Genomic DNA, 19,973 nt, shown 5'->3' on the forward strand with positions numbered 1-19,973 from the left:
TTTAACTCCTAAATTTTCCAACCAAGCACTTCAGTGCTTTTCTGGTGGCAGCTCCTAGCCGATTTTCGAGATGTTGGCTTAGTTTTTTCAATTGCCCCTGGCAAGTATGAAGTTCACTTTGGAGTCTTTGTATTTCAGCTTCCAAGTTGGTTATCAGCTTGAAGGGGCGGATTTCAATCTGTTCTTGGTGAGCTTCAAGTGTTCTATTGTCAAGCTTTCGGTTTTCTATCTCGGTCTTGTTTAAATGTTCATCGAATTGTGTTCGCACACACACACCAGGAGGCACTTCAGCCAAGTTTTTGATTTGTGCCAAGAGATGGTTTAGCTCTGTTGAATGAGATGAGTATTGCTCTTGGATTTGGCCGTCACTTTGATCCGCTCTGGCTAGAACCTGGCTTAGTACTGCTGCTGGCGTTGGGTTTATAGGGGGCATGGGCTGTTCCAAGGCAGCGGGATCCAGCCAGGTTGGCTTGGTGATCTGCACGAATAATGGCAGGCCCATATGTTCGAATTCGCAGTAAGCGCAATCTTCGTTGTCTGGTACTTGAGCCCAGACTACCTCCGGTCCATGGCCCAGTTTGATAGAGGCAAATGGCTCCTCTGGGGCGCAAGAGGCGAGTACTCCGTAGTAGCCCGAGGCAGGAGGGCGGGGAAGTGGAAGCACGGCACGCTCTTGTCCGTCCGACAAGACGCATCCGTTGAGCAGGATGCCGCAGGCGTCTTCCAACAGCAGGTGCAGTGGGCCGAGGCTGCCGGGCACTCTTCTTACTTCGAGTGCTGGTGTGGGCTCATAAAGCGGGAACTGCAAACGCCAGTGTCCTTCCGAAGACAGTACATGCTGGGCAACTTGGCTGTAGGGGTGCAAGTCAACTCCAGAGCGTTGGCGCTCGAAGTCGATGCATGTCGCGAGTTGGCTGTGATGACGTGCCTGGGTGACGCGCAGAGGGACGGGGGCGGAGATCTGGCGTTGGAAAACTACTAGCACTTCACTGTGGCTACGGCACATCCGGTAATCGCCCAGTGCTTTATAGAGATCTGCCCCTAGGGCTTCTGCAAACAGAGGAGGGAGTGCTGCTGGCACGATGGCCTGATGCCCTCTGCTGCCGCATACGGGGCAGATTGCGGCTTCCCAGCCAGACCACTCGTGAAGAGCCAAGCGCCGTAGGTGAGTTTCTGGAGGCAGCATTGCGCTCCATGGCTCTCCCGTTAATATTGTTGAACGAACTTGCCAACCCGGAGGCGTACGGCGATGGAGGTCGGCATGATCGTAGCTGCGTTGATGCCAGTTGACGTGATAGCAGTTGCCACACTCTGTACAGCGGGTCGTTGCATCCAGGAGCTCCTCGCGAAAGGGCACTGCGACCATGACGACTTTTCCGGCTACCCGGAATAGTTCGCTCCATGCAGCGTCTTCTTCGGCGTCAGGCATATGTTCCAGTGCATCAGTGCTCATGACCAGATCGAAGGCGCCGTCAGCAAATGGCAGGTGTCGTGCATCACCTTTTACGCCTTGCACAGCCAAGCGAGAGAGAGCTTCCTCACTGCTGTCGAGACCGACGATTGTGTCTACACCAAGACCTACCAGCTCCGAGGTCAGTTTGCCGTCACCGCACCCTACATCAAGGACAGAGCCGATGTCATTCGGCCAAAAATCTTGAATGGCTTTCAGCAGGTTGCGCTGTCCAGCCTGCATGGGCTGATCCCAAACCTGCGAGGAGCTGTAAAGTCGAATATCTTGGGTCAAGTAAGCAACTCCCATTGGGCGGGTTGGTTGACTACCCCAATCTGGACATGGATACCTGGGGGAGGTAATACCTTGAGAGCATGACAACGATCGTGAAGGTCGTACGACGCTGGCTCTATAGACGACGCAGGATTCAGCTCACGAAATATGGCGACTGAGACTAGGTAGTCGCCAGGGCCTAGCAGGAGTGGAGAGAAATCAACGCGGATGCCACCTTTGCCCTCAACACAGGCGAAACGCTGGCCGTTCATACTGGCGATCACTTGCATGACACAGATGCCGTCGGGCCGATAGATCGCCACCACCGGGACGGGGTCTTTCACTGCTTGGCTGGCTTCAAAGGCCATGACCGCAAATGCTGCTTCGCCGCTTATCAGAGTGTGTCGTCTTACACCCTCAGCATCAAAAAAGCCGAATCCATTTATGCGGATCTCACCGCTGCCGTACCTGTCGTCAGGCGCAAGCTCTTGCAGATCGGCAAGCAACTCAACGTTTTGGTCGTCGCCCAGCGCCTGATCACTGTGCAACGAAAAGCGCATGAGGTTCCATGAGGGGAACTGGTTCGCAGAGATTTCAGCTAGAGCGACATACTGGTTCTCTTTGGGGGAAAATTGCTCAAGCAGTATCGAGTGACTGGTACTGGCGCGAATATCCATCTTTACCCAGGCATCTTCTGGAACTGATGTGGGCCAGGAAATCTGTAAGGGGGCATGAATGTAACGCCCACCAAAGTTGCCGAATGCCCAGCATGGTTCAATCGGCTCCTGTTTTACCTGTCGCCAGTTCATCAAGGCTGGATCAACTATCAAGCGGGAATCGCCTGATTGCTGGGGCGTCATTTCTATGCGTCCGAGTACACCGCTTGCATTTCCATATTCCAGACTTCGAATCAGCAGAGGTTCAAGGGGAGGTGTGCCGTCTGCCCCGATCAGGCGGAGCAAAGTGGTCTGGCTACTCTCGCGGAGCAGGGCGCCAACCTGCCCTTTGGTCAATGACATGCTCTTGGCACGAACCCTCCGTTCTTCCTCTTCACGGATATTTGCCAAATAGGCTTTACTGACCGGCAAGAGCGGGCCGTCCTGCCGGATGCGTCCCCCTTCAAGCCAGACCCCCCGATCACAGAGCATTTGTACAGAGCTGATATCGTGAGAAACGAATAGGATGGTGGCTCCCTGGCCAGTCAGGGCTTTCATACGCTGGATGCATTTACCCAGGAAATAGGCATCCCCAGCGCCAAGGACTTCATCGATAATCAGTACTTCGGGAGTGATGGTCGTCGCCACGGCAAAAGCAAGTCGTGCATACATACCCGCGGAATATTCTTTGACTGGTCGGTGGAGAAAGCTATCGAGCTCGGTGAAGTCCGTAATCTCCTCGATGCATTCATCTACTCGTGAAGGCTGGATGCCTTGATAAGCGAGAGCTGACCTTATGTTTTCAATGCCGGTGAAGTCGGGATGGAAGCCGGTACCCAGAGTCATCAGCGCCTGTACCTTGCCACTCACCCGGATCTGTCCGCTATCAGCTCGCATCTGTCCGGAAACCATTCGTAGCAATGTGCTTTTGCCGGCGCCGTTACGGCCAATAAGGGCCACCTTTTCGCCACGCGCTATGTCTAGGTTAATGTCCGATAGTGCTTGAAATACGTCATAGCGTTTTTTGGAAACAGGCCATCCCAACGCATCCAAGGCTCTCCAGCCAGGGTGTTGGAAGCGCCTAAAGCTCTTGTTTACGGCCTTGAGGGAGATTGTCAGATCAGACATGGTCAGCAAATAAAGGCTTGAGTCGAAAAATCAAACTGCCACCCAGCGCAAAAAGGGCAGTTGAGAAAAGTGCGAAGAATCCCAATTGTTGCAATGGAATTGTTCCTTGCATCAGGCATGCCCGATAGAGCTCCATCAGCCATGCCAATGGATTGAAAAGTAATAGGGCGTGCAGGCCCTCGGGCACCATGTCGGCGGTGTAAGCGATGGGGGAAACCATCATGAGGAAGAGGACAAGGATGGGTATCGCTTGCAATAGGTCACGAAAGAACACTGTCAGAGTTGCAGTGATCCAGACCAGGCCGAGCACCATCATGATCTGCAGCAGATATACCAGCGGTACAAGAAGATGGGTCCAGTGAGCTCCATGAAAATGTAGCACTGCTCCCCAAAGTAGCAGCATGCCCATACCCATGGTGGTATGACCAATTAGTACTTCTCTGGCTACTACCAGTTCGATGGGAAAGAGTGTGTTCATGAGTAAGTCGCGATTGGCGACGATACTGCCCGTGCCTGACCCGAATGCTTCTGCAAAAGCCAGGAAGGGAACAAGTCCGGAAAATACCACCAGGATATAGTCGCTCGTTCCTAGCCCAGGAATACGCACTTGGAGGATCTGGACAAAGACCAAGCTATACATGCCCAGGAACAGTAGTGGATAGAGCAACAGCCAAAGCGTACCCAGTACATTGCCACTGGTTCGTTTTTTCAGCCCCTGAACAACTGTGGAGTAGAGAATTTGACGGTGCTGCAAGAGGCTGGCTAACGCACCCATTTCAAGCTTCTTTCATCAGATGTTCAATAATCACGCGACTCGCGCTCCCGTTTCCATATGGAGTGCTCAGATCGTCTTGTTGACCGTCACTCAACTGGCTGAAAGCGTCTAGGATCCGTGTCTGGGATGCGCCCACTATATGGTTCCAGCCTAGAGCTACTGTTTCGACCCATTCGGTTTCGTCGCGCATGGTGATACACGGAACCTGATAGAAGAATGCTTCTTTCTGTACTCCGCCGGAGTCGGTAAGGATTACCTTGGCCGCCTGTTCAAGCGCCACCATATCCAAGAACGCCAGAGGGGGGACGATGGTGAGCTTTTGCAGCAGATGCTCCAATTGATGGTCGCTGATCAGTTTGCGGGTCCGGGGATGTAGCGGTAGAACCACTGGCAGTTCCGCTGTGATAGCGGCTAGCGCCGAAAGAATCTCATTCAGGCGCTCCGGGGAGTCGGTATTTTCCGCCCGGTGACAGGTTGCCAAGGCGAAGCCTTTTTCAGAGAGAGCCAGAGTATCGAGGATCTGACTGGTATTACGGGCACGGTCCCGGTAATAGAGGGCGACGTCATACATGACGTCGCCAACGTTGTGTACCCCTTGAGTGATGCCTTCCCGGGCCAGGTTCTCGACGGCCGTCATGGTCGGGCACAACAGTAGGGTCGAAACCCGGTCTGACAGAATCCGATTGATCTCTTCCGGCATGCGCATGTTGAACGAGCGCAAGCCTGCTTCGACATGGGCTACTGGGATATGCAACTTTGCCGCTGCAAGTGCCCCTGCCAGGGTCGAATTGGTGTCGCCGTAGATAAGCACCCAATTAGGTTTTTCGGTCAGCAGTATTTGCTCGATACCCTCGAGCATGCGAGCCGTCATTGCTCCGTGGCTCCCACCTGATATCTCAAGGTTGTATTTCGGAGCAGGAATCTCCAGCTCATCGAAAAATACCTGCGACATGTTCGGATCGTAGTGCTGACCGGTGTGGATCATGATTTCTTCCAAGATCCCGGGGTGCTTGAGGATTTCTCTTGAAACGGCTGCAGCTTTGATGAACTGAGGGCGCGCGCCAACGATGGTGATGATTTTACAGGTCATGCGTAGATACTCTTTTCAAGGCTTTTACGATTCCCTCGGGGGAGTCGGCGCTGATATTCAAATGCCGCCGGTTCGTACATGGGGTGTAATGATATCGCCCGCCGGCAGCAGAGCTTGATTGGTGATTGTCGGATCCATTCTATTTGGACAGTGTAATGCGTAGGAGGCTCCAGTACCTTTTCGTGGTCATGGGCGGTGTGAATGCATTGCCGCAAAGTTTTGTGACTATCCAGGTACGTATATGGCGAGTGGACAGTTGTACTGGCGAAACCATGGCGTCATGTTGAAGGTTGGGCGATGGATAGAAATAAGGAGTGTTTATTTCGCTACCTTGCCTGATGCCGAAGCTCATTTGGTGTGTGCCACAAGGGCGGGGCCTTTCCTTCACATTGCTCACGAACCGAACCTCAGACTTTTCACGTCCGGAGTGGCCTGATGCAGTGTATAGGCTGCTGCTTGTGGATGTGTTACCTCGGTTTTAAGCCCGTTCTCTATGGGTCGGGCCTCGAGGTCAATGAGCTCGATCATGGTGTAGTGTCCATTTGCGATATCTTTCCAAAGTACACCTGAAGATTATGGCCCTAGTTTCTGGTGTGTCACTCAATACTGTCCTTTTGGCTAGTAGAGTGATTCAACTTCGCAGTTACCCAAGGCGTTTGAACAATCTTCATCCGCTCAGCGATGATTTCATCCCCGTGCGGTACATGGCGCTTTTATGGAGGTCGCACACCATGCGCAAATACGGCAGGTTAGAGCAGTGGATCCTGGTATTCCAGCCACTACCAAGGATTGCCAAGAAATATCTACCTGTTTTTTGCTGTGCAGATTCTATCAGCCGAAAAAAATTGTGACCTTAGGACAAGTCTGTTTTTTCATGAGATCTATCTGTCGCCAGCTGTCAATTCTTGGGTTTTTTCTAGGGGGACAGATACCACGCCCTGGCGTAGCTGACTGGGGATCTTTCAGCAGCGCAGGTAGCTTTTTCAGAGTCCTCAGCTTCAACACCAATCACAAGTGGGTGTATTGATTGGCGTGGGGTTGCAGATAAAAAAGCCCATGACAAGTCATGGGCTTTTTCTTGCAGCTAGCTGCCGTCTTTAAACGTAGAAGGCCTTCAGCGGCGGGAAGCCGTTGAATTCCACCGCGCTGTAGCTGGTGGTGTAGGCGCCGGTGGACAGCCAGTACAGGCGGTCGCCGATGGCCAGGTTCAGTGGCAGGCCGTACTTGTAGTTCTCGTACATGATATCGGCGCTGTCGCAGGTCGGGCCGGCGATCACCACTTCTTCCACTTCACCTTTCTTCTCGGTCCAGATCGGGAACTTGATGGACTCGTCCATGGTTTCGATCAGACCGGAGAACTTGCCCACGTCGGTGTACACCCAGCGCTCGACGGCGGTGCGGGATTTGCGCGCCACCAGTACTACTTCGCTGACCAGGATGCCGGCGTTGGCGATCAGCGAACGGCCTGGCTCGAGGATGATTTCCGGCAGGTCGTCGCCGAAGTCTTCCTTGAGGAAGCGGATGATTTCCTCGGCATAGGTTTCCAGGCTGTTGGTGCGGGTGATGTAGTTGGCCGGGAAGCCGCCACCCATGTTGATCAGCTTCAGCTCGATACCGTCTTCTTCCTTGAGGCGCTCGAAGATCACCTTGACCTTGGCAATGGCGGCGTCCCAGACGCTGATGTCGCGCTGTTGCGAGCCCACGTGGAACGACACGCCGTAAGGCACCAGGCCCAGGTCGCGAGCGAGGATCAGCAGGTCCATGGCCATGTCGGTCTGGCAGCCGAACTTGCGCGACAGCGGCCAGTCGGCGGTGGTGGAGCCTTCGGTGAGAATGCGCACGTAGACTTTCGAACCCGGGGCGGCCTTGGCGATGTTGCGCAGGTCGGCCTCGGAGTCGGTGGCGTACAGGCGCACGCCCTTGTCATAGAAGTAGCGGATGTCCTTGGACTTCTTGATGGTGTTGCCGTAGCTGATGTTGGCCGGGTTGACGCCGCGGCCCAGCACCTTGTCCAGCTCGTAGATCGAAGCGATGTCGAAGCTGGAGCCTTTTTCGTGCAGCAGGTCGATGATCTCGACGGCCGGGTTGGCCTTGACCGCGTAGTAGACCTTGGCGAATTCGAAACCGGCGCGCAGGTCGTCGTAGGCCTGGGAGATCATCTGGGTATCGATGACCACGAACGGGGTTTCTTGCTGGTCGGCGAAAGACTTCATTTTCTGAAAGGTTTCGCGCGCGAAATAGTCTTCGACGTTAATCGACATGCGTTGGGAACTCCTACTGGCAAACGTTGGTAATCAATGGGTTTAAGGACATGTCATTGATGACAGTGCCTTGTGAACGTCCTCCGTATCCCCACTTTGGTTCGCCTACTTCCCAAGGCATGTCGCCGAAAGCAAAAAGGCCATGGGAAATCTGCCCTTGGCCTTGCTGTCTCGTCGTCAGTACTTGAGCCGGATGGATCGTTTCCAGCATGGACGTTCGGCGCGAACTTTAGGCGGTGAGGGGGCTGAGATCAACAAAAAATGTCGCGTTTTTGCACTTGTCTGACGTGCGTTATCGACACCTCTCTTTGTAGCCGACACAGATGACGGACAGATGTTCCCGAAGAATTCGCCAGTGTTAAAAATACCTGCACGTTCGACGCTTTTGCGTGCCAAGTAGCTGGGAAGTATGAAAGCGTCAACATCGGCGACGTTAGCGGCGAGAGGGCGGTTTGAGGGGGATTTTTGCTGTTTCGGAGGAGGGCGCCGGACAGCTCTGACCGGGGCGGCTGTTGATATTTTTTTCCGGCGTGTGGGTGGGCCAAAAACACCCGGTGGCGAGGGCGCTTGCTCGCGCCGGATGCGCAGCAGCCCCATTCTTTTTGCAAAGAGGGGCCGCTTCAAGGTCCCGCGGGAGCAAGCGCCCTCGCCACAGGTTGGTTATTGGCTATTTATTGATCAGGCGACCACTGTTTCAGCCGGCGAGACGATATTGGTCTTCATCCCCCGCGAACGCCCGGAGCTTAGGTAGGCGGCGATGGATTCCTGAGTCACCTCGCCCAGGAACACCCGCTCGGCATCCATCACCGGCAGCCACGAGCGGTTGAACTCGTACATGCGCGACAGAAGAATCCGCAGGTGTTCGTCGTAGGCGGCTGTAGCGTTGAACTCTCGCAGGAACTGGGCGCAGGTGCCGGTCTGACGGTGCAGGTCGCGACGACGTACATAACCCAGAGCCTTGTTCTCGGCACAGGTCACCACCACGTAGCGCCGGTCGTGTTCGTCCATCAGTTCCAGGGCGTCGGCTACCGGGGTTTCCGGGCTGACCGACGGGGCGTTGTCCGCGGCGTCTTCGGCCTTGACCAGCAACAGGCGTTTCAAGGTGCTGTCCTGGCCGACGAAGTTGCTGACGAAGTCGTCCGCCGGGTGCGCCAGCAGGGTGTCGGGGTGATCGATCTGCAGCAGCTTGCCGGCACGGAAGATGGCGATCTTGTCCCCCAGCTTGATGGCTTCGTCGATGTCATGGCTGACCATGATCACGGTCTTGTTCAGCGCCCGCTGCATCTCGAAGAATTCGTTCTGGATCATCTCGCGGTTGATCGGGTCTACCGCGCCGAAGGGCTCGTCCATCAGCAGCAGCGGGGCGTCCGCCGCCAGGGCGCGGATCACCCCGATGCGCTGTTGCTGGCCGCCGGACAGTTCCCGTGGGTAGCGATGCAGGTACTGCTTGGGTTCGAGCTTGATCATGCTCATCAGCTCGCGGGCCCGGTCGTGGCATTTCTGCTTGTCCCAGCCCAGCAGGCGTGGCACCACCACGATGTTTTCCTCGATGGTCATGTTGGGGAACAGGCCGATCTGCTGGATCACGTAGCCGATGTTGCGGCGCAGGGTCACTTCGTCGAGATCGGTGGTGTCCTCGCCATTGATCAGCACCTTGCCCGAGGTGGGCATGATCAGGCGGTTGATCATTTTCAGCGTGGTGCTCTTGCCGCAGCCGGAGGGCCCGAGGAACACGCAGATCTCGCCTTCATTGACGGTCAGGCTTACCGAGTCGACGGCTTTGACATCCTTGCCGTTGCTGCGAAAGGTCTTGGTCAGGTTTTGAAGTTCGATCATTTCAGGAGTCCTTTTGGAGTCAGCGAGCGTTGCAGCCATTGCAGAAGCAGGTCGGCGAAGATGGCCAGGAGACTGACCAGCACGGCGCCGACGATCAGCATCGACATGTCGCTGCGGCTGATGGATGCAAGAATGAGTACGCCCAGGCCGCCGGCGCCGATGGTGGCGGCGATGGTCATGACGCCGATGTTCATCACCACGGCGGTGCGTACCCCGGCGAGGATCACCGGCACCGCGATCGGCAACTCGACCATGCGCAGGCGCTGGCCGAAGGTCATGCCGATGCCGCGGGCGGCTTCACGAATGCCCGGTTCGACGCCGGTCAGCGCCAGGTAGGTGTTGCGCATGATCGGCAGCAGGGAATAGAGGAACACCGCGGTGATAGCCGGTAGCGGGCCCAGGCCCTGGCCGAACTTGGAGTAGAACGGCAGCAGCAGGCCGAACAGGGCGATGGACGGAATGGTCAGCAGCACGGTGGCGCTGGCCTGCAGTGGGCCGGCAAGGGTCGGGAAGCGGGTCATCAGCACGCCCAGGGGCACGCCGAAGACGATGGCCAGGGTGACGGCGATGCCCACCAGGGTGATGTGCTGCCAGGTCAGGTGCAGGACCTGGGCCCAATCGAGATGGGAAAAGGCGTTCAGGAATTCCATGTCTTCTCCTCTTTAGTTGATCGGGTGCTGGCGCAGGAAATCTGCGGCCACGGCGGATGGGCTTTCATGGTCGACGTCGACCCGCGCGTTCAGCTGGCGCATGGTTTCGTCGTCGAACAGCGCCGCCAGCGGCTTGAGCTCGGCGGCCAGTTGCGGGTGGGCGTCGAGGTAGGCCTGGCGTACCACCGGCGCGGCGGTGTAGTCCGGGAAGTAGTGCTTGTCGTCTTCCAGCAGTTTGAGCTTGAAGGCATTGAGGCGCCCGTCGGTGGTGTACACCAGGCCGGCGAACACCTGGCCGTTGCGCAGGGCGGTGTAGACCAGGCCGGCGTCCATCTGCCGGGTGTTCTTGCGGGTCAGGGCCATGTCATAGAGCTTGACCATCCCGGCCATGCCGTCGGAGCGGTTGGCGAACTCGGTGTCCAGGGCCACCAGGCGGTTTTCCTTGGTGTTTTCGGCCAGGGCCAGGGTCAGGTCGCTGATGCTATTGATCTGCGGATGTTCCTTGGCCACGTTCTCTGGCAGCGCCAGGGCATAGGTATTGCTGAACTTGGACGGTGACAGCCAGACCAGGCCTTTTTTCGCATCCAGTTCTTTCACCCGGGCGTAGGACTGTTCGCTGTCGAGTTTCTCGTCGATGTGGTTGTAGGCCACCAGCGAGACTCCGGTGTACTCCCAGATCAGGTCCAACTGGCCACTTTCCTGGGCACTGCGGGCCAGGTTGCTGCCCAGGCCCCCGGTGACGCGGGTGTCGTAGCCCTTGCTGCGCAAGTACTGGGAGGTGATCTCCGCCAGCAGGGTCTGTTCGGTGAAGACCCGGGCGCCGATGCGGATCAGCGGTTTTTCCACGGCGTGGGCCAATGTGCTGAAAAGCAGGGCGCAGCCGAGTATCAGGCTTAATTTCTTCATGTCGGTTCCTTGGCTCTGACGGGCTTAAGACGGGCGCAGACCACGTTCCAGCCAAAGTCGGCTGGCCAGGGTCACCAGGCCATCGAGGAGCAAGGCCAGCAGCGCGGTGCAGGCGGCGCCGAGCAGCAGTTGCGGCTGATTGTTCAGGGCGATGCCGGGGAAAATCAGGCTGCCCAGGCTGTTGGCGCCGATCAGGAAGGCCAGGGGCGCGGTGCCGACGTTGATCGCCAGGGCCACCCGCACACCGCCGATGATGATCGGCACGGCATTGGGCAATTCGACTTTCCACAGCACCTGGCGTGGCGTCATGCCGATGCCGACCGCGGCCTCCTTGAGGGAGCCCTGGACGTTCTTCAGGCCTTCATAGGTGTTGCGCACGATGGGCAGCAGGGAGGCGAGGAACAGCGCGAAAATGGCCGGGCCACTGCCGATGCCGAGGATCCCCAGGGCGATGGCCAGGACGGCCAGGGGAGGGACGGTGTTACCGATGTTGAACACTTGCATGAAGCGTTCGGCGCGTCCGACCATGCTCGGGCGGCTGAGGACGATGCCGGCGGGGATCCCCACCACCAGCGCGGCTAGCATTGAAGCCAGGACCAGGAACAGATGGGCTTGCAGGTAGAACAACAGATCGTCGCGGTAGTGTTCGATCGTAGTGATGCCGATCCAGTGGACCAGCAGGGCCAGGAGGGCGATTACCGCAGCGCCTCCTATCAGCCCTTTGCCATAGCGAATAGCCACAGGCGGACTCCTTTTTGTCGGTCGGCGGGCACTTTCCCGTGTGGCAGGGCCATTCCTGGCTGCCGGGAAAATACGCGCGAAAAGCAGCTCGTCGAGCGCCGGCAGAGCGGCGGGTGAACGGGCCATGAGCGCAGCTTCGTCAAGCTAACTTGCTGATATTTCAGCCCCTGACGACAGTGCGTGACAGGGGAGTGGACGTCTCCACGTTTTAAAAGGTTCCATAATTGGCAGCATTTAGCCACCGTTAATCTGCCGTCCGGTCGCCCGGGCGACGGGGGGAGCTGTGGCCCGCAAGGCTATGTCTGGGCTATAATCTGCGCCCTTTTTTGATCACCGCCAGGCGATTTCCCATGACCCAACAGGCCGCCGAAGTCGCGAAACGCCGCACTTTCGCCATTATTTCCCACCCGGATGCGGGTAAGACCACGATCACCGAGAAGCTGTTGCTGATGGGCAAGGCCATTGCGGTGGCGGGTACCGTCAAATCGCGCAAGTCCGACCGCCACGCCACTTCCGACTGGATGGAGATGGAGAAGCAGCGGGGTATTTCCATTACCACGTCGGTCATGCAGTTCCCCTATCGCGACCACATGATCAACCTGCTGGACACCCCCGGCCACGAAGACTTCTCGGAAGACACCTACCGCACCCTGACCGCGGTGGACTCGGCGCTGATGGTGCTCGACGGCGGTAAGGGCGTAGAGCCACGGACCATCGCCCTGATGGACGTCTGCCGCCTGCGCGACACGCCCATCGTCAGTTTCATCAACAAACTCGACCGGGACATTCGCGACCCGATCGAACTGCTGGACGAAATCGAAGCGGTCCTGAAGATCAAGGCTGCCCCCATCACCTGGCCGATCGGTTGCTACCGCGACTTCAAGGGCGTGTACCACCTGGCCGGCGACTACATCATCGTCTACACCCCGGGCCACGGCCACGAGCGCACCGAAACCAAGATCATCGAAAAGCTCGACTCCGCCGAAGCCCGGGCCCACCTGGGTGACGAGTACGAGCGCTTCATCGAGCAGCTGGAACTGGTGCAGGGCGCCTGCCACGAGTTCAACCAGCAGGAGTTCCTCGACGGCCAGCTGACGCCGGTGTTCTTCGGGACCGCGCTGGGCAACTTCGGTGTCGACCACGTGCTCGACGCCGTGGTGGACTGGGCGCCGCTGCCGCTGGCCCGCGTTGCCAACGAGCGCAGCGTGGCCCCCCAGGAAGAGAAGTTCTCGGGCTTCATCTTCAAGATCCAGGCGAACATGGACCCCAAGCACCGCGACCGCATCGCCTTCATGCGCATCTGCTCGGGCAAGTACGAGAAAGGCATGAAGATGCGCCACGTGCGCACTGGCAAGGACGTGCGCATCGGCGACGCCCTGACCTTCTTCTCCTCCGAGCGTGAGCAACTGGAAGAGGCCTATGCCGGCGACATCATCGGCCTGCACAACCACGGCACCATCCAGATCGGCGACACCTTCACCGAAGGCGAGGCGCTGGGCTTCACCGGTATCCCGCACTTCGCCCCGGAGCTGTTCCGCCGTGTGCGTCTGAAGGACCCGCTCAAGTCCAAGCAACTGCGCCAGGGCCTGCAACAGCTGGCCGAAGAGGGCGCGACCCAGGTGTTTTTCCCTGAGCGCAGCAACGACATCATCCTCGGCGCCGTGGGTGTGCTGCAGTTCGACGTGGTGGCCAGCCGCCTGAAGGAGGAATACAAGGTGGAGTGCTCCTACGAGCCGATCACCGTGTGGTCCGCCCGCTGGATCGAATGCAGCGACAAGAAGAAGCTCGAAGAGTTTTCCAACAAGGCGGTGGAAAACCTGGCCCTGGACGGCGGCGGCCACCTGACCTACCTGGCGCCGACCCGGGTCAACCTGGCGCTGATGGAAGAGCGCTGGCCGGACGTGAAATTCCGCGCCACCCGCGAACACCACTAAGTTCGCCGGCCACCCCCGAGCCCCGCTGTGCAGACAGCGGGGCTTTTTTTTGCGCGCAGGATTGGCCTGCCGCCGCCCCGTAGGCGCCGGCTTGCCAGCGAAGGCGGCGGACGCTGTTGTGCCTGGCTTGCGGGTTTCTTCGCCGGCAAGCCGGCTCCTGCGGGTTGTGGTGTTTTCAAGGGAGCGCCGTTAGTCGGAAGGGCTTTGGCGGCTCGGGAATCGATAGGGAGCTATCTGGAAAAGCCGGGATATCACGACTAGGTTTCAGACAGTGCTGTGGCCGCCGCAAGGCTGGCGCGCAGCCATCGATGATTCACCTATGAAAGGATGGAATCGGCTATGAGAATTTTCCAACGCGTTGTGCTGTTGATCAAAGTGCTGGTGATGCTGTCGCTCGGAACCTCGGCGGCCTGGGCCCACAACCTGATGCAGGTGAGCGAGCCGGGTTACTCCTCGAGCCAGAGCGCACCGGTGCAGATGCTTGCCAAGTCCGAATCGGAGCCGGGCGATGAGGGCCAGGGTGGCAGTTCCGGCGATGACGACCAGACCACCGACGAGGATGACGGCGACAGCCAGGGCTAAAAGAAACCCCCGACGACGGACTGATGCGCAATCCGTCGCCGGGGGCGGGTCGAACAAGGTTCAGGCGCTCCCGGAGGCATCCGGGAGCGCCTTTTTCATGGCCGCTACAGCACGAATTGCTCGGCGTAGTGGCAGGCCACCTGGCGGCTGTCGAGCTGGCGCAGGGCCGGCTCTTCAGTGCTGCAGCGCTCGGTGGCATAAGGGCAGCGCTTGTGGAAGGCGCAGCCCGGTGGTGGGTTCAGCGGGTTGGGCAGCTCGCCGACGATCTTGATCTTCGGCTTGTCCGGGTCCGGGTGGATGGTCGGTGTCGCCGACAGCAGGGCCTGGGTGTAGGGGTGCAGGGGGCGGGTGTAGATGTCCTCCTTGGGGCCCATTTCCACCGGCCGGCCGAGGTACATCACCAGCACCTGGTCGGCCACGTGGCGCACCACTGCCAGGTTGTGGGAAATGAACACGTAGGCGGTGTTGAATTCCTGCTGCAGGTCCATGAACAGGTTCAATACCTGGGCCTGGATCGATACGTCCAGGGCCGAGGTCGGTTCGTCCGCCACCAGCACCTTGGGCTGCAGCATCATTGCCCGGGCCAGGGCGATACGCTGGCGCTGCCCCCCGGAGAACATGTGCGGGTAGCGCTGGTAATGTTCGGGACGCAGGCCTACCTGCTTCATCATCGCCTGGACTTTTTCCCGGCGTTCGGCGGCCGACAGCTTGGTGTTGATCAGCAGCGGCTCGGCCAGCTGGTCACCGATCTTCTGCCGCGGGTTGAGCGAGGCATAAGGGCTCTGGAACACCATCTGCACGTCTTTGCGCAGTTGCTTGCGCTGGGCCTTGTCGGCGCCGGCGACTTCCTGGCCGGCGATCTTCAGCGAGCCGGAAGACGGTTCCTCGATCAGGGTCAGGGCCCGCGCCAGGGTGGATTTGCCACAGCCGGATTCACCCACCACAGCCAGGGTCTTGCCGGCTTCCAGCTCGAAGGACACGCCGTTGAGTGCGCGCACGGTGGCGTGGCCCTTGAACAGGCCACGGGACACTTCGTAGTGACGGGTGAGGTCGCGGGCGGTAAGAACGACGGCCATTACGCCACCTCCTGATTCAGCGGGTAGAAGCAGCGCACCAGGCTGGCGGCTTTCGGGTCGAGGCTGGGGCGCTGGGCGCGGCAGTTGTCTTGCACGTAGGGGCAGCGCGGCGACAGCAGGCAGCCTTGAGGCCGGTCGTAGCGCCCGGGGACGATGCCCGGCAGGGTCGACAAGCGAGTGGCGCCGAGGCTGTGCTCGGGAATCGCCGCCAGTAGCGCTTCGCTGTAGGGGTGCGCGGGGATGTCGAACAGCTCCGGTACCTGGCCCACCTCAACCGCCTGGCCGGCATACATCACGCATACCCGCTGGGCGGTTTCGGCGACCACGGCGAGGTCGTGGGTGATCAGCACCAGGCCCATGTTCTGCTCTTTCTGCAGGTTCAGCAGCAGGTCCATGATCTGCGCCTGGATGGTCACGTCCAGGGCGGTGGTGGGTTCGTCGGCGATCAGCAGCTTGGGCTCGCCGGCGATCGCCATGGCGATTGCCACCCGCTGGCTCATGCCGCCGGACAGTTGGTGCGGGTAGGCGTCCATGCGGCTGGCGGCGCCGGGGATCTCGACCTTTTCCAGCAGTTCGATGGCGCGCTTGCGTGCGGCCTTGCTGGACATCTTCAGGTGCAGGCGCAGCACTTCCTCGATCTGGAAGCCCACGGTGTAGCTGGGGTTCAACGCGGTCATCGGGTCCTGGAAGACCATGGCCAGGTCCTTGCCGACGATCTGCCGGCGCTGGCGCGCGCTGAGCTTGAGCATGTCGCGGCCGTCGAAGCTTAGGGCATCGGCGGTGACGATGCCGGGGTGCTCGATCAGGCCCATCAGGGCCATCATGGTCACCGATTTACCGGAGCCGGACTCGCCGACGATGGCCAGCACTTCGCCCTTGTCGACCTTGAGGTCGAGGCCATCGACCACCGGCACCGCAGTGGCGTCGCCGAAACGGACATTGAGATTCTTGATTTCTAGCAGTGACATGGGAATCTCCTCAGGCGGCGTTCTTGAGTTTCGGATCCAGCGCATCGCGCAGGCCGTCGCCCATCAGGTTGATTGCCAGCACGCTGAGCAAAATGGTCAGGCCCGGCAGGCTCACGACCCACCAGGCGCGTTCGATGTAGTCCCGGGCCGAGGCCAGCATGGTGCCCCACTCCGGAGTCGGCGGTTGCACGCCCAGGCCGAGGAAGCCCAGGGCGGCGGCGTCGAGGATCGCCGAGGAGAAGCTCAGGGTGGCCTGGACGATCAGCGGTGCCATGCAGTTGGGCAGCACGGTGATGAACATCAGGCGTGGCAGGCCGGCACCGGCCAGGCGCGCGGCGGTCACGTAGTCGCGGTTGAGTTCGCCCATCACTGCGGCGCGAGTCAGGCGTACATAGGACGGCAGGGACACCACGGCAATGGCGATCACGGTATTGATCAGGCCTGGGCCGAGGATGGCGACGATAGCCACGGCCAGCAGCAGCGAGGGCAGGGCCAGCATGATGTCCATCAGGCGCATGATGGTCGGGCCCAGCAAACGCGGGAAGAAGCCGGCGAACAGCCCGAGGAGGATCCCCGGGATCAGCGACATCACCACCGACGACAGGCCGATCAGCAGCGACAGGCGCGAACCCTGGATCAGGCGCGAGAGCAGGTCGCGGCCCAGTTCATCGGTGCCCAGCAGGAACTGCATCTGGCCGCCTTCGAGCCAGGCCGGAGGGGTCAGCAGGAAGTCGCGGTACTGCTCGCTGGGGTTGTGCGGCGCCACCCAGGGCGCGAACAGTGCGCAGAACACGATCAGCAGCATGAACAGCAGGCCGGCCACCGCGCCCTTGTTGCGGGAGAAGTGCTGCCAGAATTCTTTGTAGACGGACGGATAGAGCAGGCTTTGATCGACTGCTACTGAGGAAGTTGGAGTGCTCATTAGTCTTGATCTCAGCGCTGATGACGGATGCGTGGGTTGGCAAAGCCGTAGAGGATGTCCACCACGAAGTTGACCATGATCACCAGGCAGGCGATCAGCAGGATGCCGTTCTGCACCACGGGATAGTCCCGGGCGCCGATGGCCTCGATCAGCCACTTGCCGATGCCCGGCCAGGAAAAGATGGTTTCGGTCAGGACCGCACCGGCCAGCAGGGTGCCGACTTGCAGGCCGACCACGGTCAGCACCGGAATCAGCGCGTTGCGCAGGCCGTGGACGAACACCACCCGAGCCGGCGACAGGCCCTTGGCCTTGGCGGTACGGATGTAGTCCTCACGCAGCACTTCGAGCATCGAGGAGCGGGTCATCCGCGCGATCACCGCCAGCGGAATGGTGCCCAGCACGATGGCGGGCAGGATCAGGTGCTGCAGGGCGTCGAAGAAGGCGTCGGTGTCTTTGGCCAGCAGGGTGTCGATGAGCATGAAGCCGGTTTTCGGCTCGATGTCGTAGAGCAGGTCGATACGCCCGGAAACCGGGGTCCAGCCCAGGCTTACCGAGAAGAACATGATCAGGATCAGGCCCCACCAGAAGATCGGCATCGAATACCCCGCCAGCGAGATCCCCATTACCCCATGGTCGAACAGCGACCCTCGCTTCAAGGCGGCGATCACCCCGGCCAGCAGGCCGAGCACGCCGGCGAACAGCAGGGCGGCCATGGACAGTTCCAGGGTCGCGGGGAACAGCGAGGTGAATTCGCTCCAGACGCTGGTGCGGGTGCGCAGGGACTCGCCCAGGTCGCCGTGGGCCAGCTTGCCGATGTAGTCCAGGTACTGGGCGTACAGCGGCTTGTTCAATCCAAGGCGTTCCATTGCCTGGGCATGCATCTCAGGGTCGACCCGACGCTCGCCCATCATGACTTCCACGGGGTCGCCGGGAATCATGCGTATCAAGGCGAAGGTCAGCAAGGTGATGCCGAAGAATGTGGGTATCAGCAACCCCACACGGCGGGCAATAAAACTAAACATCTTCTGAAGTACCTCAATCAGCCGGTTAGGCGTTCCCGCCATCCTTGGGGTCAAGGACGGCGGGCGTTTCTTATTACTTCACTTGGGTGGTAGCGAAGTTGTTAGTGGTCAGGGGGCTAATGTGATAACCCTCGACGTTCTTGCGCATGGCGGTGAACATTTTCGGATAGGCCATGGGGATCCACGGTTGATCCTGTTCGAAAACCAGCATGGCCTTTTCATAGAGCTCGGCGCGTTTGGCGGGTTCAGCGTCGGAGCGTGCTTCGTCGATCAGATCCTGGAACGTCTTGTTGCACCAGCGGGCGTAGTTTTCGCCGTTTTTCGCCGCGTCACAACTCAGGTTCGGGGTCAGGAAGTTGTCCGGATCGCCGTTGTCCCCGGCCCAGCCCGCCGACACCATATCGTGTTCGCCGTTTTTCGCACGCTTGAGCATCTCGCCCCACTCCATCACGCGGATGTCGAGCTTGAGGCCCACCTTGGCCAGGTCGGCCTGCATCATCTGTGCGCCGAGCATCGGGTTGGGGTTGGTCGGGCCGCCGCCGTTGCGGGTGAACAGGGTGATAACCGTACCCTCCGGTACACCGGCTTCCTTGAGCAGCGCGCGGGCCTTGTCCAGATCGCGGGGCGGGTTCTTCAGGCTGTTGTTGAAGCCCAGCAGGGTCGGCGGATACGGGCCGGTGGCCACCAGGGCGTTGCCCTTGCCGTACAGGCTGTTGACGTAGGCTTCCTTGTCGAAGGCGATGTCGATGGCTTTGCGTACCCGTACATCGCTCATGTATTTGCGCGTGGTGTTCATGGCGGTGTAGCCGGTGGTCATGGCGGCCAGCTCGTCGACCTTGAGGTTGGCATCGGCCTTGATGCTGGGAATGTCATCGGGCTTGGGGTACAGGGCGATCTGGCATTCGTTGGCCTTGAGCTTCTGCAGGCGCACGTTGTTATCGGTGGTGATCGCCAGCACCAGCGGGTCGGCCGGCGGCTTGCCGCGGAAGTATTCCGGGTTGGCCTTGAAGCGTACCTGGGCGTCCTTGGCATAGCGGGTGAAGATGAACGGGCCGGTGCCGATGGGCTTGCTGTTGAGCTCAGAGGTCTTGCCTTCCTTGAGCAGCTTGTCGGCGTATTCGGCGGGGAAGATCGACGAGAAGGCCATGGCCACGTCGGCGAGGAAAGGGGCTTCGCGGCGGGTCAGGGTGAAGACCACGGTGTGGTCGTCGATCTTCTCGACGCTTTTCAGCAGTTCCTTGAAGCCCATGCTTTCGAAATAGGGGAAGCCCACGCTGGACTTGTCATGCCAGGGGTGCTTCGGGTCAAGCTGGCGCTGGAAGCTCCAGAGCACGTCGTCGGCGTTCATCTCACGCGTGGGGGTGAAGTAGTCGGTGCTGTGGAATTTGACGCCCTTGCGCAGATGGAAGGTGTATTGCAGGCCGTCGGGGCTGATGTCCCAGGATTCGGCCAGGGCCGGCTCGATGTCAGTGGTGCCGGGCTTGAAGTCCACCAGGCGGTTGAAGATGGTTTCCGCCACTGCGTCGGCCGTGACTGCAGTCGTGTACTGGACCATATCGAAGCCTTCCGGGCTGGCTTCGGTACAGACCACCAAGGGTTTGGCTGTGGCGCCCAGGGCGACGCTCAGCAAGGCGGCGCCAACGGCCGCTTTCAGGGGAAGCATTTTCATCAGGAACCCTCTGCAATCGATTGAACCAGATTAG

The 19,973-nt window shown here is 59.5% G+C and carries 16 protein-coding genes; 2 read left to right on the forward strand and 14 right to left on the reverse strand.

Translation table 11 applies throughout. The features are described 5' to 3' along the window. Nucleotide 1: 1 nt before the first annotated feature. From AC1RL5_RS06315 to AC1RL5_RS06355, 9 genes are all read right to left on the reverse strand, one after another. A complete protein-coding gene (locus tag AC1RL5_RS06315) occupies nt 2–1,744 on the reverse strand; it encodes a class I SAM-dependent methyltransferase (RefSeq protein WP_210457596.1) in 1,743 nt (580 codons plus the stop codon). Beyond that, nucleotides 1,741–3,432, reverse strand: a complete 1,692-nt coding sequence (locus AC1RL5_RS06320) for an ABC transporter ATP-binding protein (RefSeq protein ID WP_492589172.1) — start codon at nt 3,430–3,432, stop codon at nt 1,741–1,743. Before AC1RL5_RS06320 ends, AC1RL5_RS06315 begins: the two co-directional genes overlap by 4 nt. A gap of 67 nt (nt 3,433–3,499) precedes the next feature. Continuing rightward, nucleotides 3,500–4,282, reverse strand: coding sequence for an ABC transporter permease (locus AC1RL5_RS06325; protein ID WP_072451283.1), 783 nt, complete (start codon nt 4,280–4,282; stop codon nt 3,500–3,502). Between the two features lies 1 nt (nt 4,283). Further along, the gene (gene wecB / locus AC1RL5_RS06330; protein WP_093404771.1) at nt 4,284–5,372 is read right to left on the reverse strand and encodes a non-hydrolyzing UDP-N-acetylglucosamine 2-epimerase; all 1,089 of its coding nucleotides are present in this window, start codon (nt 5,370–5,372) and stop codon (nt 4,284–4,286) included. 1,097 nt (nt 5,373–6,469) lie between these two features. Next, nucleotides 6,470–7,633, reverse strand: coding sequence for a type III PLP-dependent enzyme (locus AC1RL5_RS06335; protein ID WP_015634137.1), 1,164 nt, complete (start codon nt 7,631–7,633; stop codon nt 6,470–6,472). A 678-nt stretch (nt 7,634–8,311) separates the two neighbouring features. Next, entirely contained in the window at nt 8,312–9,469 is a 1,158-nt protein-coding gene (locus tag AC1RL5_RS06340; RefSeq protein WP_015634138.1) for an osmoprotectant ABC transporter ATP-binding protein OsmV, read from the reverse strand. Then, on the reverse strand, nt 9,466–10,119 hold the full coding sequence (locus AC1RL5_RS06345) for an ABC transporter permease (RefSeq protein WP_011059225.1): 654 nt from the start codon (nt 10,117–10,119) through the stop codon (nt 9,466–9,468). Before AC1RL5_RS06345 ends, AC1RL5_RS06340 begins: the two co-directional genes overlap by 4 nt. A gap of 12 nt (nt 10,120–10,131) precedes the next feature. Next, nucleotides 10,132–11,025 carry a glycine betaine ABC transporter substrate-binding protein gene (locus AC1RL5_RS06350; RefSeq protein WP_492589174.1) on the reverse strand — a complete coding sequence of 298 codons (894 nt, stop codon included), beginning with the start codon at nt 11,023–11,025 and terminating at the stop codon, nt 10,132–10,134. Between the two features lie 24 nt (nt 11,026–11,049). Further along, nucleotides 11,050–11,766 carry an ABC transporter permease gene (locus AC1RL5_RS06355; protein ID WP_011059227.1) on the reverse strand — a complete coding sequence of 239 codons (717 nt, stop codon included), beginning with the start codon at nt 11,764–11,766 and terminating at the stop codon, nt 11,050–11,052. A 350-nt stretch (nt 11,767–12,116) separates the two neighbouring features. Here AC1RL5_RS06355 and AC1RL5_RS06360 point away from each other — a divergent pair, with 350 nt between their 5' ends. Beyond that, nucleotides 12,117–13,700, forward strand: coding sequence for a peptide chain release factor 3 (locus tag AC1RL5_RS06360; protein WP_093404767.1), 1,584 nt, complete (start codon nt 12,117–12,119; stop codon nt 13,698–13,700). Nucleotides 13,701–14,039: 339 nt separating this feature from the next. Next, a complete protein-coding gene (locus tag AC1RL5_RS06365; protein WP_015634142.1) occupies nt 14,040–14,282 on the forward strand; it encodes a hypothetical protein in 243 nt (80 codons plus the stop codon). Nucleotides 14,283–14,386: 104 nt separating this feature from the next. Here the strand turns inward: AC1RL5_RS06365 and AC1RL5_RS06370 are convergent, their stop codons facing one another. The 5 genes from AC1RL5_RS06370 to AC1RL5_RS06390 form a co-directional block, all read right to left on the reverse strand. After that, the gene (locus AC1RL5_RS06370) at nt 14,387–15,358 is read right to left on the reverse strand and encodes a peptide ABC transporter ATP-binding protein (RefSeq protein WP_011059230.1); all 972 of its coding nucleotides are present in this window, start codon (nt 15,356–15,358) and stop codon (nt 14,387–14,389) included. Further along, complete coding sequence (locus tag AC1RL5_RS06375) at nt 15,358–16,326, reverse strand: ABC transporter ATP-binding protein (RefSeq protein ID WP_011059231.1); 969 nt, start codon at nt 16,324–16,326, stop codon at nt 15,358–15,360. The genes AC1RL5_RS06370 and AC1RL5_RS06375 overlap by 1 nt, the downstream gene beginning before the upstream one ends. Nucleotides 16,327–16,336: 10 nt before the next feature. Continuing rightward, a complete protein-coding gene (locus AC1RL5_RS06380) occupies nt 16,337–17,248 on the reverse strand; it encodes an ABC transporter permease subunit (RefSeq protein ID WP_011059232.1) in 912 nt (303 codons plus the stop codon). Nucleotides 17,249–17,259: 11 nt separating this feature from the next. Further along, a complete protein-coding gene (locus AC1RL5_RS06385; RefSeq protein ID WP_011059233.1) occupies nt 17,260–18,270 on the reverse strand; it encodes an ABC transporter permease subunit in 1,011 nt (336 codons plus the stop codon). A gap of 73 nt (nt 18,271–18,343) precedes the next feature. Further along, a complete protein-coding gene (locus AC1RL5_RS06390) occupies nt 18,344–19,939 on the reverse strand; it encodes an ABC transporter substrate-binding protein (RefSeq protein WP_093404763.1) in 1,596 nt (531 codons plus the stop codon). Nucleotides 19,940–19,973: the final 34 nt, after the last annotated feature.

The sequence above is a fragment of the Pseudomonas sp. GW822-FHT06D10 genome, from assembly GCF_058799535.1.

Coding starts and splice junctions, on each gene's coding strand:
- AC1RL5_RS06350 (WP_492589174.1), bottom strand. CDS start 11,025: ATGAAGAAATTAAGCCTGATACTCGGCTGCGCCCTGCTTTTCAGCACA.
- AC1RL5_RS06335 (WP_015634137.1), bottom strand. CDS start 7,633: ATGTCGATTAACGTCGAAGACTATTTCGCGCGCGAAACCTTTCAGAAA.
- AC1RL5_RS06360 (WP_093404767.1), top strand. CDS start 12,117: ATGACCCAACAGGCCGCCGAAGTCGCGAAACGCCGCACTTTCGCCATT.
- AC1RL5_RS06325 (WP_072451283.1), bottom strand. CDS start 4,282: ATGGGTGCGTTAGCCAGCCTCTTGCAGCACCGTCAAATTCTCTACTCC.
- AC1RL5_RS06380 (WP_011059232.1), bottom strand. CDS start 17,248: ATGAGCACTCCAACTTCCTCAGTAGCAGTCGATCAAAGCCTGCTCTAT.
- AC1RL5_RS06375 (WP_011059231.1), bottom strand. CDS start 16,326: ATGTCACTGCTAGAAATCAAGAATCTCAATGTCCGTTTCGGCGACGCC.
- AC1RL5_RS06345 (WP_011059225.1), bottom strand. CDS start 10,119: ATGGAATTCCTGAACGCCTTTTCCCATCTCGATTGGGCCCAGGTCCTG.
- AC1RL5_RS06370 (WP_011059230.1), bottom strand. CDS start 15,358: ATGGCCGTCGTTCTTACCGCCCGCGACCTCACCCGTCACTACGAAGTG.
- AC1RL5_RS06390 (WP_093404763.1), bottom strand. CDS start 19,939: ATGAAAATGCTTCCCCTGAAAGCGGCCGTTGGCGCCGCCTTGCTGAGC.
- AC1RL5_RS06385 (WP_011059233.1), bottom strand. CDS start 18,270: ATGTTTAGTTTTATTGCCCGCCGTGTGGGGTTGCTGATACCCACATTC.
- AC1RL5_RS06365 (WP_015634142.1), top strand. CDS start 14,040: ATGAGAATTTTCCAACGCGTTGTGCTGTTGATCAAAGTGCTGGTGATG.
- wecB (WP_093404771.1), bottom strand. CDS start 5,372: ATGACCTGTAAAATCATCACCATCGTTGGCGCGCGCCCTCAGTTCATC.
- AC1RL5_RS06340 (WP_015634138.1), bottom strand. CDS start 9,469: ATGATCGAACTTCAAAACCTGACCAAGACCTTTCGCAGCAACGGCAAG.